12 protein-coding genes are annotated in these 14,514 nt (G+C 61.8%); 11 read left to right on the forward strand and 1 reads right to left on the reverse strand.

Annotation, left to right across the window (positions count from 1 at the left end):
* The first annotated feature begins 5 nt into the window (after window positions 1–5).
* From RRH01S_RS29415 to RRH01S_RS29465, 11 genes are all read left to right on the forward strand, one after another.
* A complete protein-coding gene (locus RRH01S_RS29415; RefSeq protein ID WP_007690291.1) occupies window positions 6–1,271 on the forward strand; it encodes a lytic murein transglycosylase in 1,266 nt (421 codons plus the stop codon).
* 160 nt (window positions 1,272–1,431) lie between these two features.
* Window positions 1,432–2,037 carry a ribosome maturation factor RimP gene (gene rimP / locus RRH01S_RS29420; RefSeq protein WP_007690292.1) on the forward strand — a complete coding sequence of 202 codons (606 nt, stop codon included), beginning with the start codon at window positions 1,432–1,434 and terminating at the stop codon, window positions 2,035–2,037.
* A gap of 60 nt (window positions 2,038–2,097) precedes the next feature.
* Window positions 2,098–3,702 carry a transcription termination factor NusA gene (gene nusA / locus RRH01S_RS29425; RefSeq protein ID WP_007690293.1) on the forward strand — a complete coding sequence of 535 codons (1,605 nt, stop codon included), beginning with the start codon at window positions 2,098–2,100 and terminating at the stop codon, window positions 3,700–3,702.
* Window positions 3,699–4,388, forward strand: coding sequence for an RNA-binding protein (locus RRH01S_RS29430; RefSeq protein WP_012650694.1), 690 nt, complete (start codon window positions 3,699–3,701; stop codon window positions 4,386–4,388). Before nusA ends, RRH01S_RS29430 begins: the two co-directional genes overlap by 4 nt.
* A 101-nt stretch (window positions 4,389–4,489) precedes the next feature.
* Window positions 4,490–7,216: a translation initiation factor IF-2 gene (gene infB, locus RRH01S_RS29435; RefSeq protein WP_007690297.1), complete on the forward strand. Its 2,727-nt coding sequence runs from the start codon at window positions 4,490–4,492 to the stop codon at window positions 7,214–7,216.
* A gap of 75 nt (window positions 7,217–7,291) precedes the next feature.
* Window positions 7,292–7,711 carry a 30S ribosome-binding factor RbfA gene (gene rbfA, locus RRH01S_RS29440; protein ID WP_012650693.1) on the forward strand — a complete coding sequence of 140 codons (420 nt, stop codon included), beginning with the start codon at window positions 7,292–7,294 and terminating at the stop codon, window positions 7,709–7,711.
* A 12-nt stretch (window positions 7,712–7,723) separates the two neighbouring features.
* Entirely contained in the window at window positions 7,724–8,656 is a 933-nt protein-coding gene (gene truB, locus RRH01S_RS29445; RefSeq protein WP_034516916.1) for a tRNA pseudouridine(55) synthase TruB, read from the forward strand.
* A gap of 96 nt (window positions 8,657–8,752) precedes the next feature.
* The gene (locus tag RRH01S_RS29450; RefSeq protein WP_042476486.1) at window positions 8,753–9,604 is read left to right on the forward strand and encodes an alpha/beta fold hydrolase; all 852 of its coding nucleotides are present in this window, start codon (window positions 8,753–8,755) and stop codon (window positions 9,602–9,604) included.
* Window positions 9,605–9,756: 152 nt separating this feature from the next.
* Window positions 9,757–10,026, forward strand: a complete 270-nt coding sequence (gene rpsO, locus RRH01S_RS29455) for a 30S ribosomal protein S15 (RefSeq protein ID WP_007690305.1) — start codon at window positions 9,757–9,759, stop codon at window positions 10,024–10,026.
* Between the two features lie 382 nt (window positions 10,027–10,408).
* On the forward strand, window positions 10,409–12,541 hold the full coding sequence (pnp, locus tag RRH01S_RS29460) for a polyribonucleotide nucleotidyltransferase (RefSeq protein ID WP_007690308.1): 2,133 nt from the start codon (window positions 10,409–10,411) through the stop codon (window positions 12,539–12,541).
* A gap of 82 nt (window positions 12,542–12,623) precedes the next feature.
* A complete protein-coding gene (locus RRH01S_RS29465) occupies window positions 12,624–13,640 on the forward strand; it encodes a class I SAM-dependent methyltransferase (RefSeq protein WP_007690310.1) in 1,017 nt (338 codons plus the stop codon).
* A 254-nt stretch (window positions 13,641–13,894) separates the two neighbouring features.
* Here the strand turns inward: RRH01S_RS29465 and RRH01S_RS29470 are convergent, their stop codons facing one another.
* Window positions 13,895–14,476, reverse strand: a complete 582-nt coding sequence (locus tag RRH01S_RS29470) for a dienelactone hydrolase family protein (protein WP_042476489.1) — start codon at window positions 14,474–14,476, stop codon at window positions 13,895–13,897.
* Between the last annotated feature and the right edge of the window lie 38 nt (window positions 14,477–14,514).

The raw sequence follows: 14,514 nt of genomic DNA on the forward strand, positions 1-14,514 counted from the left end.
TGCCTATGAGGAGAGTGACAGAGGGGGGTATCTCCCGGCATATTCTAGGCCTCCTTATTCTCCTCCTAGCCCTTCTCCCCCTCCCCGCCTTCGCCGCCTCGAAGGCCGATGTCGAAGCCCAGTTCCAGACCTGGATCCAAAAAGATCTCTGGCCCGAGGCAAAAAAGGATGGCGTTTCCGAAAAGACCTTTCGTGCCGCCTTTGCCGGCGTGACGCTGAACTGGAGCCTGCCCGATCTCGCCCCACCCGGCTTTCCGAAGCCCAAGGAGCAGAAGCAGACCCAGGCGGAGTTCTCCTCGCCCGCACCCTACTTCAACGAGGGGCGCCTGCAGAGGCTTGCGGTGACGGGGCGCAGCTTCGCCTCACAATATGGCCCGGTGCTGAAACGGATCGAAAAGGTCTATGGCGTGCCCGGCCCGATCCTGCTTGCCATCTGGGGTCGCGAGACCGGCTTCGGCGCGGCGAAACTGCCAAACTCGGCGGTGCAGGTGCTGGCAACCAAGGCCTTCATGTCGACCCGCAAGGAGATGTTCCGCACCGAGCTGATTGCCGGTCTGCGCATTCTCGAGCATGGCGACGTCGCGCCCGATCAGTTCATGGGATCCTGGGCAGGCGCACTTGGCCAGCCGCAGTTCATGCCGACCAGCTACCTGAAATATGCGGTCGATTTCGACGGCGACGGCCATCGCAACATCTGGACCTCCGTGCCGGATACGCTCGCTTCCATCGCCAACTATCTGGTGCAGAAGGGCTGGCAGCGCGGCCGTGGCTGGGGTTACGAAGTGACGATCCCGGAGAGTGTATCCTGCGCCCAGGAAGGGCCTGATCTCGCCAAGCCGATTTCGCAATGGACGTCGCTCGGGATCGCCAGGATCGCCGGCAAGGCGTTTCCCTCCGACGAACTGCGCGCCGGCGGCATGATGCTGGTGCCGGCCGGCCGCGACGGGCCGGAATTCATCGTCACGCCGAATTTCTACACCATCAAGGAATACAATAATTCCGACCTCTACGGTCTCTATATCGGCAATCTCGCCGACCGCATCGCCTATGGCTCCGGCGCTTTCCAGGGCCAATGGGGTGATGTCGGCAAGATGCTGCGCTCCGATGTCGCCGGCATGCAGAAGACTTTGGAGCGCAAGGGCTATGACGTCGGCGGCACCGACGGATTGCCGGGTTACAAGACAAGGCGGTCGATCGGCCAATGGCAGCAAAAGAGCGGCCTGAAGCCGACCTGCTATCCTGACAGCTCGATGCTCGGCGTGCTGAAATAAGCGGCAGAGCGGGGTTCGGGCGCGAATGCCTTGCAATTTGGCCGGAACGGGATTATATCCGCTTCAAATTCTTGATCGTGTGATGAAGAGTGGGCCGCAAGGACCCGCTCTTTTTTATTACCTCGATCTCCCAATTGCAGCACCCTGCAGGAGTGAACGCTTGTCGGAAGTGACAAACGCAGACAATATCAATGAACCGCGGCTGATCGTCGAAACCGGTCTTGACCAGCGCATCGCCGCCATCATCGAGCCCGTGATCGTCGGCATGGACTATCGCCTGGTGCGTGTTCGCCTTATGAACCAGAACGGCCTGACTTTGCAGGTCATGGCTGAGCGCAACGACGGCAGCATGAACGTCCAGGGCTGTGAAGAGATCTCAACAGCGATTTCGCCGGTGCTGGATGTGGAAGATCCGGTCGATAAGGCGTATCATCTGGAAGTCTCTTCGCCCGGCATCGACCGCCCGATGGTGCGCAAGTCGGATTTCGTCCGCTGGAACGGCCACATCGTTAAGTGCGAGACCTCGATCCTGGTGGACAACCGCAAGCGGTTCCGCGGCAAGATCACCGACGTCAATGACGATGGCTTTACGATCGAGCGCGATCAGGTCGCTTATGGCGAAGAACCGAAGGTCACCATTCCGTTCAGCACGCTGGCCGAGGCCAAGCTGATCCTGACGGACGATCTTATCCGTGATGCGTTGCGCGCCGACAAGCAGGCCAAGGCCGAGGCTGCGAACCAGAACGAAGCGGACGAAGAAGAATAAACCGATCAACGAACCGCCTAACGGGACGGGAACCCCAGGGCAGGAAGACGGAGACTAAACATGGCAGTCAGTGCGAACCGGCTAGAACTTCTGCAGATTGCAGATGCAGTGGCGCGCGAAAAGGTCATCGACCGCGAGATCGTGCTTGCCGCGATGGCGGACGCGATTCAGAAGGCCGCGCGCTCGCGTTACGGCACGGAATCGAACATCCGCGCCGATATCAATCCGAAGACCGGCGAAATCCGTCTGCAGCGTCTGCTCGAAGTTGTCGAAAAGGCCGAAGACTATTCCACGCAGATCCCGCTGGAACTGGCCCGCGACCGCAACCCGGACGCAGCCCTTGGCGACTTCATCGCCGATCCGCTGCCGCCGATGGATTTCGGCCGCATCGCCGCCCAGTCGGCCAAGCAGGTCATCGTGCAGAAAGTGCGCGAAGCCGAGCGTGACCGCCAGTTCGACGAATTCAAGGATCGCGTCGGCGAAATCGTCAACGGCACCGTCAAGCGCGTCGAATACGGCAACGTCATCGTCGATCTCGGCCGTGGCGAAGGCATCATCCGCCGCGACGAAATGATCCCGCGCGAGAACTTCCGCTACGGCGACCGCGTTCGCGCTTATGTTTACGACGTGCGCCGCGAACAGCGCGGCCCGCAGATCTTCCTGTCGCGCACGCATCCGCAGTTCATGGTCAAGCTCTTCACCATGGAAGTGCCGGAAATCTACGACGGCATCATCCAGGTGAAGTCGGTTGCCCGCGATCCGGGCTCTCGCGCCAAGATCGCCGTTATTTCCAATGACTCGTCGATCGATCCGGTCGGCGCCTGCGTCGGTATGCGCGGTTCGCGCGTTCAGGCCGTCGTCGGCGAATTGCAGGGCGAAAAGATCGACATCATTCCGTGGTCCAACGAGCCGGCGAACTTCGTCGTCAACGCGTTGCAGCCGGCGGAAGTCTCCAAGGTCGTTCTCGATGAGGATGCCGAGCGCATCGAAGTCGTGGTTCCGGACGAACAGCTGTCGCTGGCCATCGGCCGCCGCGGCCAGAACGTCCGCCTCGCTTCGCAGCTGACCGGCTGGGACATCGACATCATGACGGAAGCCGAAGAGTCCGAGCGTCGTCAGAAGGAATTCAACGAGCGCACCAACCTGTTCATGGACGCGCTCGACGTCGACGAAATGGTCGGCCAGGTTCTGGCCTCGGAAGGCTTTGCCGCCGTCGAGGAACTGGCTTACGTCGAACTCGACGAAATCGCTTCCATCGACGGTTTCGACGAAGAGACCGCCCAGGAAATCCAGCAGCGCGCCCGCGAATATCTGGAACGCCTGGAAGCCGAAATGGACGAGAAGCGCAAGGCGCTCGGCGTTGCCGACGAACTGCGTCAGATCAACGGCATGACCGCACAGATGATGGTTGCCCTCGGTGAGGACGGCATCAAGACGATCGAGGATTTCGCCGGCTGCGCCGCCGACGACCTCGTCGGCTGGAGCGAGCGCAAGAATGGCGAAACGAAAAAGTTCGAAGGCCTGTTCTCCAAGCTCGAAATCTCGCGCGTCGAAGCCGAACAGATGATCGTACAGGCTCGCCTGTCGGCCGGCTGGATCACCGAAGCCGATCTCGCCACCGAGACCGAAGAGGTCGCGGAGGATGAGACCGAGCAAGAAGCATGACGAGCACCACCGAGCCGAATGCGGCGCCTGAGGACGACGATCTCGGGACTGACGTGAACGGACGCATGTGCATCGTAACACGCGAAAGCGGATCGCCGGATGAGCTGATCCGCTTCGTAGCCGCTCCGGACGGGACGATTGTTCCCGATCTGAAGCGGCAGCTGCCGGGACGCGGCTGCTGGGTCAAGCTCGACCGGGCGCTGGTGGACAAGGCAGTGGCGAAGAAATTGTTTGCCCGCGCCCTGAAGGCGGAGGTGACGGCACCGAGCGATCTCGGCGCCACCGTCGACCGCCTTCTTGTGGCGCAGCTTGCCGGGATGATGCACATGGCGCGCAAAGCGAGCCAGTTCGTCAATGGCTCGTCGAAGGTTGATGGCGCCGTTCGCAACGGTTCGGCACTTGCCGTGTTCCATGCGATCGATGCCGCCGACGACGGCGTTCGCAAGATCGACCAGGCAAGAAAGGCCTGGCATCTCGGGATGGAGACCGAAAAGGAAATACCGTCATTCCGTGTCTTCACGGAGGCGGAAATGGAAGAACTGATGGGCCAGAACGCTTTTATCCATGCCGCAGCGCTTGCAGGGCGGGCGGGTCAGGGTGTAGTGAAGCGCGCAAACCTGCTCGAACGGTACCGCAACGGCGGTCAGTCCCGGGCAACGGGCGGCGCTGGCCGGCGAAAACAATGACGCGGTCACCGGTCGATACCGGACGCCTCATTAAGGTACATGCATTGAACGACAGGGTCTAACGGACGTTTCCGAGCCCTGTCCGAAGGAACGGGAACGGAATGACCGACAATCAAGACGACAAGACGCTGAGTGCATCGGGTAAGAAGACCCTCACCCTGAAGCCTTCAGGCGTGAACCAGGGCACCGTGCGCCAGGACATGGGCCGCGGTCGCACCAAGGCGGTCGTGGTTGAAACCCGCAAGCGCCGCCCGCTACGCCCAGAAGACGAGAAGCCGATCGTTGCGACGCCGACAGCCGCCGCAGCGCCATCCGTGACGCGTGTCGCGGAACCGACGCCGCAGCCGCCGCGCCCGCCGCAGCCAGCTCCGCGCATTCATCAGCCGGGTGGCCAACAACAGCGGCCACAGCAATCCAACCAGAACAACCAGCAGCGCCCGCAGCAGGAACGTTCGTCGCGCCCGGTGGTTCTGAACCATCTGTCGGCCGGCGAAATGGATGCGCGTCGCCGCGCGCTTGCCGAAGCCCAGATCCGTGACGCCGCCGACGCGGTTCGTCGCGCCGAGGAAGAGGCCCGCCGCGCTGAGGAAGAGGCCGCTCGCCGCATCGTCGAGCAAGCTGAAGCCGCTCGCCGCGCCGAGGAAGAGGCCGCTCGCGCCCTCGAGCCCAAGGTCGAGACGCCTGAACCGGTGGAAGCAGCGAAGCCCGCTGCCCAGGCGACTGCGGCTCCCGTCGTTGCCCGTCGTCCGGATGCGGCTCCGCAGCCTGCGCGCCCCGGCGCACCTGCCGCTGAAGCTCCGGCCAACCGCCGCCGGGTCAATGAAGAAGAAACCGATCGCGGCCCGCCGCGTGGCGGCGCCCCCGCTCGTGGCAAGGTCGTGCGTCCGGAACCGGCAAAGCCGGTTACCACTCGTCCGAAGACGGATGAAGAGCGCCGCCGCGGCAAGCTGACGGTTACGACCGCCAATGTCGACGAAGACGGCAGCGCCCGCGGCCGCTCGCTCTCGGCCATGCGCCGTCGCCAGGAAAAATTCCGCCGCAGCCAGATGCAGGAAACGCGCGAGAAGATCACGCGTGAAGTTGTGCTGCCGGAAACCATCACCATCCAGGAACTGTCGCAGCGCATGTCCGAACGTGCCGTCGACGTCATCAAGTTCCTGATGAAGGAAGGCCAGATGATGAAGCCGGGCGACGTCATCGACGCCGATCTGGCCGAACTCATCGCCGGCGAATTTGGCCACACGGTCAAGCGCGTTTCGGAATCCGACGTCGAACTCGGCATCTTCAATGTTGGCGACGAAGACGGCGAACTGGTTTCCCGTCCTCCCGTCGTCACCATCATGGGTCACGTCGACCACGGCAAGACCTCGCTGCTCGACGCCATCCGCCACGCCAATGTGGTGGCTGGTGAAGCCGGTGGCATCACCCAGCATATCGGCGCCTACCAGGTTGAGCAGAACGGTCACAAGATCACCTTCATCGACACGCCCGGCCACGCCGCCTTCACGGCAATGCGTGCTCGTGGCGCCCAGGCGACCGATATCGCCATTCTGGTGGTCGCGGCCGACGACAGCGTGATGCCGCAGACGATCGAATCGATCAATCATGCGAAGGCTGCCGGTGTTCCGATCATCGTCGCGATCAACAAGATCGACAAGCCTTCCGCCGATCCGCAGAAGGTTCGCAATCAGCTGCTGCAGCACGAAGTCTTCGTCGAAACCATGGGCGGTGAAGTGCTTGACGTGGAAGTTTCCGCGAAGAACCGCACCAACCTCGATAAGCTGCTCGAAGCCATCCTGCTGCAGGCGGAAATCCTTGATCTCAAGGCCAATCCGAACCGCACCGCTGAAGGCACCGTCATCGAAGCCCAGCTCGATCGTGGCCGCGGCTCGGTTGCCACCGTCCTCATCCAGAAGGGCACGCTGCGTCCGGGTCAGATCGTCGTTGCCGGCGATCAGTGGGGCCGCGTGCGTGCTCTGGTCAACGACAAGGGCGAGCATGTGAAGGAAGCCGGTCCGGCGACCCCAGTCGAGGTTCTCGGTCTTTCGGGTGCACCGCAGGCTGGCGACAAGTTCGCCGTCGTCGAAAACGAAAGCCGTGCCCGCGAAATCTCGGAATATCGTCAGCGCCTGACCCGCGACAAGGCGGCTGCCCGTCAGTCCGTCCAGCGCGGTTCGCTGGAACAGATGATGATGACGCTGCAGACCACGGGCACGAAAGAATTCCCGCTGGTCATCAAGGGCGACGTGCAGGGCTCGATCGAAGCCATTGCCGGCGCGCTGGACAAGCTCGGCACCGACGAAGTTCGTGCCCGCATCGTGCATTCCGGCGTCGGCGGCGTGACCGAATCCGATATCTCGCTGGCCGGAGCATCCGACGCTGCGATCATCGGCTTCAATGTCCGCGCCAATTCGCAGGCTCGTACGCTTGCCGAGCGTGAAGGCATCGAAATCCGCTACTACAACATCATCTACGACCTGGTGGATGACGTGAAGGCAGCGATGTCGGGCCTGCTCTCTCCGGAACGTCGCGAAACCTTCCTCGGCAACGCCGAAATCCTCGAGGTGTTCAACATCACGAAGGTCGGCAAGGTCGCGGGTTGCCGCGTCACCGAAGGCAAGGTCGAGCGTGGCGTCGGCGTCCGCCTGGTGCGCGACAACGTCGTCATCCACGAAGGCAAGCTCAAGACGCTCAAGCGCTTCAAGGACGAAGTCTCCGAAGTCAACATGGGCCAGGAATGCGGTATGGCCTTCGAAAATTACGAAGACATCCGCGCCGGCGATACGATCGAATGCTTCCGCGTCGAGCATATCACCCGCACGCTGTAACAGCGCGAAGTTGAAACAATGGGACGGGCGCCGGAACATGCAGTCCGGCGCCCGAATCTTTTGGGACCAAAGCAAATGGCAACAAGACCAACTACTTCCGCGCCTTCACAGCGCATGCTTCGCGTCGGCGAACAGGTGCGCGCCGCGATTACGCAGGTCCTGCAGCGCGGCGAAGTGCGCGACGACCTGATCGAACGCACCGTGATCTCCATTTCCGAAGTGCGTATGTCGCCGGATCTGAAGATCGCCACCGCCTTTGTGACGCCGCTCGGCGTCGCCGACCACGACCTCATCATCGATACGCTCAATCGCCACACGAAATACATCCGTGGCCGTCTCGGGCAGCATCTCCGGCAGATGAAATACATGCCGGAAATCCGCTTTCGCGACGATACCAGCTTTGACAATTACAAGAAGATCGATGCGTTGCTGCGTTCGCCGGAGGTCCAGCGCGACCTCAAGGACGACGACATCGATACCGACGAAAACCGATAACAGAGACAGAGAATGTCCAAACCACGCAAGCCCAAGGGCCGTCCGATTTCGGGCTGGCTGATCCTCGACAAGCCGGTTGATTTCGGCTCGACCGAGGCCGTTTCCAAGATCAAATGGCTGTTCAAGGCGCAGAAGGCGGGCCATGCCGGCACGCTCGATCCGCTTGCCTCCGGCATGCTGCCGATCGCGCTCGGCGACGCCACCAAGACCGTTCCCTACGTCATGGACGGCCGCAAGATCTACGAATTCACCGTCAGCTGGGGCGAGGAACGCGCCACGGACGACCTCGAAGGCGAGGTGACGCAGAGTTCGGACAAGCGTCCAAGCGAAGACGAGATTCGCGCGCTGCTGCCAAACTATACGGGTGTCATCAACCAGATCCCGCCGCAGTTTTCCGCGATCAAGATCGCCGGCGAACGCGCCTACGATCTCGCCCGCGAAGGCGAAACGGTCGAAATTCCGTCGCGCGAAGTCGAGATCTTCCGCCTGACGCTGCTTGCCTGCCCGGATGCCGACACGGCGCATTTCGAAGTGGAATGCGGCAAAGGCACCTATGTCCGGGCGCTTGCCCGCGATTTCGGCCGCGATCTCGGCTGCTACGGCCATATTTCCGGCCTGCGCCGCAGCTTCGTCGCCCCCTTCGCCGAGGAGGCCATGGTGCCGCTCGCCGATCTGGTGGCGCTCGAGGAGATCGAGGACGCGGATGAGCGGCTTGCCGCCCTGGACGCGCTGCTGATCGACACCGCCGAGGCACTGTCATCCCTACCGCATCTCGTCATCAACGACGATCAGGCGCATCGCCTGAAGATGGGCAATCCCATTCTCGTGCGCGGCCGCGATGCCCCGGTTGCCGAAACAGAGGCCTATGCCACCGCGCGCGGCAAGCTGATCGCCATCGGCGAGATCGGCGAAGGCGAATTCCGCCCGAAGCGGGTTTTCGGCTGACCGCTATTCGGCCAGCCGAAAATGGCGGTACTTGCGAGACAACAGCGATGCGATATGTTTTCTGACGGGCTATGAAGGCCCGTTCAAGGGGAAGATATGCGCGGAGTTACAATCGGAATACTGACGTTTTTTTCGCTGTTCCTGACGGTTGCCAGCGCCCATTCCGCCGAGCGGTGGGCAGCACTTCCGGCTTTTCCTCCAATGCCGGAGCCGAAGACGAGCGGCATGGCCGATGTCAACGACATCAAGATGTATTATGCCGAATATGGTGAGGGTACCCCGATCCTCTTCATCCATGGCGGGCTTGGAAATGCGGATGTCTGGGGCCGCCAGGTCGCTGATTTCGCTAGAGATCACCTAGTCATCGTCGCCGACAGCCGCGGGCATGGTCGCTCCACGCGCAGCCAGCAACCCTTCGGCTATGATCTGATGACCTCGGATTATGTCGCGCTTCTCGACTATCTGAAGATCGGCAAGGTAACCCTCGTCGGATGGTCGGATGGCGGCATCATCGGCATCGACATGGCAATGAAGTACCCCGACAAGCTGACGCGCGTAATCGCTCAGGCTGCAAATGTCACGACCGATGGGGTGAAACCTGACGTGATGAACAACAAGACCTTCAGCAACTACATCGATGTCGCCGGCGAATATTACAGGAAACTGTCGCCGACGCCGAACGAATACGATGCTTTTGTCAACCAGATCTCGGAGATGTGGGCAACGCAGCCGGCATGGACGGCAGCCGACCTTGGAAAGGTCGCGGTGCCGGTCACGCTTGCCATCGGTGACCACGACGAGGCGGTTAAGCTCGACCATACGCAGATGATGGCGAAGGAAATTCCTGGCGCGAAGCTCGTCATCCTGAAAGACGCCAGCCATTTCGCCATGCTGCAAGATCCTGAGGGTTATGATGCGATGATCCGGAATGCCATGGCGGGGCGCTGAAAGCCGCCTGGGGGAGAACCCTCTTTCCATTACCGCTTATTTGGTTTATAGGCAGCGCCAGCATCGGGCCTGCTCGATTGCATTCGCGGCCAATGCTGGACGACATCCCGGCGTTTGGCGACTTATTTCCTCCTCATAGAAAGGACCATCCGATGTCGATTACTGCTGAGCGCAAAGCTGCGCTGATCAAGGAATACGCCACCGTCGAAGGCGATACCGGTTCTCCGGAAGTCCAGGTTGCTATCCTGACCGAGCGCATCAACAACCTCACGGACCATTTCAAGGACCACAAGAAGGACAACCACTCCCGTCGTGGCCTCCTGACCATGGTCTCCAGCCGCCGTTCGCTTCTTGATTATCTCAAGAAGAAGGATGAAGGCCGCTATTCCAAGCTGATCGGTAGCCTCGGCATCCGTCGCTAATGAATTTTCCGGCGGGCGTTCACCTGAACGTCCGCCGGATGCTTTTGGGGCATACCTGCTCCGCCCGAACATGATCTCGAAGAATGCGAAGCAGTTTTCGGACGAGATCATGGTACAATGGAAGACCTGTTTGTGCGGCGCGCTCCGTTTGCGCTAGACAAAACAGACCCGGCAGCCCGGATGGGCCGGTGCTGCCAACAACAACCGTTGACCTGTCATGGGGCAGGATTGCCGGATGCTTTCAGCCGAAGCCGCAAGCTTCGGCCGATCCTTGAAAGCCTCTCGTTGTCTTGCCCGTGATGCGTCACATTCGTGCGGTTGAAGATGCGCCTTGCCGACCCCCGGCGACGGCGCCTTTTCCCGCATCACGCAAGGACAAGATATGTTCGATATCCATACCGTCGAAATCGAGTGGGCAGGCCGCCCGCTGAAGCTCGAAACCGGCAAGATCGCCCGCCAGGCCGATGGCGCCGTCATGGCGACCTACGGCGAGACCGTGGTTCTTGCCACCGTCGTTTCGGCCAAGTCGCCGAAGCCGGGCCAGGACTTCTTCCCGCTCACCGTCAACTACCAGGAAAAGACCTACGCAGCCGGCAAGATCCCCGGCGGCTACTTTAAGCGCGAAGGTCGTCCGAGCGAAAAGGAAACCCTGGTTTCCCGCCTGATCGACCGCCCGATCCGCCCGCTCTTCCCGGAAGGCTACAAGAACGACACCCAGGTCGTCGTCACTGTTATCCAGCATGACCTCGAAAACGATCCGGACATCCTGTCGATGGTTGCCACCTCGGCTGCCCTGACGCTGTCGGGCGTTCCGTTCATGGGCCCGATCGGCGGCGCCCGCGTCGGCTACATCAATGGCGAATACGTGCTCAACCCGCATCTCGACGAGATGGACGAATCGAGCCTCGACCTCGTCGTCGCCGGCACGCAGGAAGCCGTGCTGATGGTTGAATCCGAAGCCAAGGAACTCTCGGAAGACGTCATGCTCGGCGCGGTCATGTTCGGTCATCGCGGCTTCCAGCCGGTCATCGACGCGATCATCAAGCTCGCCGAAGTTGCTGCCAAGGAGCCCCGCGACTTCCAGCCGGAAGATCATTCCGCTCTCGAAGCCGAGATGCTGTCGATCGCCGAAGGCGAGCTGCGCACCGCCTACAAGAACACGCAGAAGGCTGAACGCTACGCTGCCGTCGACGCCGTCAAGGCGAAGGTCAAGGCACACTTCTTCCCAGAAGGCGTCGAGCCCAAGTATTCCGCCGAAGTCATCGGCGCGGTCTTCAAGCACCTGCAGGCCAAGATCGTTCGCTGGAACATCCTCGACACCAAGAGCCGCATCGACGGCCGCGACCTGTCGACCGTTCGCGCGATCGTCTCGGAAGTCGGCGTCCTGCCGCGTACGCACGGTTCGTCGCTGTTCACCCGCGGTGAAACGCAGGCGATCGTTGTCGCCACCCTCGGCACCGGCGAAGACGAGCAGTATGTCGACAGCCTGACCGGCATGTACAAGGAACGCTTCCTTCTGCACTACAACTTCCCGCCCTACTCTGTCGGCGAAACCGGCCGCATGGGTTCCCCGGGTCGCCGCGAAATCGGTCATGGCAAGCTCGCATGGCGCGCTGTTCGCCCGATGCTGCCGACGGCGGAACAGTTCCCCTACACGCTGCGCGTCGTATCCGAAATCACCGAGTCCAACGGCTCGTCCTCGATGGCAACCGTCTGCGGCACCTCGCTGGCGCTGATGGATGCCGGCGTACCGCTCGCAAAGCCGGTTGCCGGTATCGCCATGGGCCTGATCAAGGAAGACGAACGCTTCGCCGTTCTCTCCGACATCCTGGGTGACGAAGATCATCTCGGCGACATGGACTTCAAGGTTGCCGGCACCGACGGCGGCATCACTGCCCTGCAGATGGACATCAAGATCGAAGGTATCACCGAAGAGATCATGAATGTCGCCCTGAACCAGGCCAAGGGCGGCCGTCTGCACATCCTCGGCGAAATGGCCAAGGCCATCTCCGAAAGCCGCGGCCAGCTCGGCGAATTCGCACCACGCATCGAAGTCATGAACATCCCGGTCGACAAGATCCGTGAAGTCATCGGCTCCGGCGGCAAGGTCATTCGCGAAATCGTCGAAAAGACCGGCGCCAAGATCAACATCGAAGACGACGGCACCGTCAAGATCGCCTCGTCCTCCGGCAAGGAAATCGAAGCGGCCCGCAAGTGGATCCACTCGATCGTTGCTGAGCCGGAAGTCGGTCAGATCTACGAAGGCACTGTTGTCAAGACCGCCGACTTCGGCGCTTTCGTCAACTTCTTCGGCGCCCGCGACGGCCTCGTGCATATCTCGCAGCTCGCTTCCGAGCGTGTTGCCAAGACCCAGGACGTCGTCAAGGAAGGCGACAAGGTCTGGGTCAAGCTGCTCGGCTTCGACGAGCGCGGCAAGGTCCGCCTGTCCATGAAGGTTGTCGATCAGGCGACCGGCCAGGAACTCGCCGCCAAGAAGGACGACGCAGCCGAATAAGCTGCGCCTTCACTTAAGTTCCGGGGCGCGGAATTCGTTTCCGCGCCCTTTTTCTATCCGCTGACCGCACGAGATCACACCCATGAGCCGCGACGCCCTGAAGACCCTGTTCCATCCCTTTGCCTCCGGCACCGTCGCCACGCCCGGCGAAGGCGAGCGCATCCTGTTTCTCGGCGCGGAAGCGGGTTTTTCCCTGCCTGCCGACTTTGCAGCGGAACTTTCCGCCGTCCAAGGCTTCCGGCCCTTCTACCGTCAGCTGCAGGCGCAGCGGATCGAGGTGACGCCGGAGATCGAGGGCGCGGATTATGACGGCGCGCTGGTGCTCTGCACCAAGCACAAGGGCGAGAACGAGGCGTCTATCGCCACGGCGCTGTCGCGCGTGAAAGCGGGCGGCCTTATCGTCGTTGCCGGCGGCAAGGAAGACGGGATCCAGCCGCTGCGCAAGCGCGTCGAAGGCTTCGGCCTCGAGGTCAACCATATGCCGAAATATCACGGCGTCGCCTTCTGGTTCGCGCGCCCGGCCGATATCAGCGCGCCGACCGCACAGCTGGTGAAGCCTGCTACGCGCGTCGACGGCCGTTTCACCACGACGGCGGGCATGTTCTCGCATGACCGCATCGATGCCGGCTCCGAGCTGCTCGCCTCGCGCCTGCCGACCGATTTTTCCGGCGACGCCGCCGATTTCGGTGCCGGCTGGGGCTATCTCTCGGCGGAACTGGCGACCAAGTCGCCACGGATTGCCCGTATCGACCTCTACGAGGCCCACTACGACGCGCTGGAAGCCGCGAGGGCCAATCTCCTCGCAAACTGCCCGAAGGTCGCCCAGCGCTTCTTCTGGCACGACCTGGCCGGCGAGCCGGTCAAGGACAAGTACGATCTGATCATCATGAACCCGCCCTTCCATGAGGGCCACGCCGCCGAGCCTTCGCTCGGCCAGGCGATGATCAAGACGGCGTCCTCAGCGCTGCGCAGCGGCGGCCGCCTGATGCTGGTCGCCAATCGCGGCCTGCCCTACGAGCCGGTGCTGGCTGAAAACTTCAAGGAAAGCGGCGAGACCTGCCGCAATGCGCGCTTCAAGGTGCTGTGGGCGAAGAAGTAAGCGGCGGATCGGACGTCAAATCCGGTGATAGACCCTATGCCCGACAAGATTTCGGAGCGTAGCTTTATTATTCGATTTGGTGCCGATCCTCGGCATGAGCCAGAGTCGGTTCACCACAATGACAGCTTGGCCTTTGCTCGAAAGTGCATATGGGCGCTTCGCGATATTGGTATGCCCGAAGCCGCTGAGAAACTGTAAGCGCGGTTGCGGGATCACCTTTCGAACCTGAGCTCAAGCCAAAACGCCGGCATGGATCAAACGCGATCCAGGAACTCACGCACTCGGATGGTCAGTAGCGCGGTCGCATCTGCGTCGTAGGACGGGAGAGAGTTGTCGGCGAAGTAGTGCTGATCGCCGGGGTACAGGAAAAGCTCCGCGTCCTCGACCTTCTCCACGATCTCGCGGGCAGCGTCGATGTCGCCCTCGCCGACGAAGATTGGGTCGTTGTCCATACCGTGAATCTGGACCGCGACGCCGTCCGGCCAAGGTCCGAAGGCCCACTCGCCACTGATCGGCATGCAAGAGTAGAAGAGCAGGGCTCCGCGGGCTCCGGGCCGTGTCTGTGCCAGCTTCTGCGCCGGCAGCACACCGAACGAGAACCCGGCATAGACGATCTCGGGAGGTAGTTCGTCGGCGAAGCGGACGCCCCGCTCCCGCATGTCTTCGAATCCGATCTCACCGATATAGGCGAGACCCTCATCAATGCTCCGGAACGTGCGTCCGGCGAAAAGGTCCGGCGTGTGCACGATGTGACCGGTGGCCCGCAAGTCGTCGGCGAAGGCGCACACACCCGGGGTCAGCCCCTGTGCGTGGTGGAACAACAAGACCTCGGCCATGCGGAGCCTCCGGGTTGGATGGTCTGGCACACTTTCGG

The sequence above is a fragment of the Rhizobium rhizogenes NBRC 13257 genome (assembly GCF_000696095.1).
Taxonomy (GTDB): domain Bacteria; phylum Pseudomonadota; class Alphaproteobacteria; order Rhizobiales; family Rhizobiaceae; genus Rhizobium; species Rhizobium rhizogenes.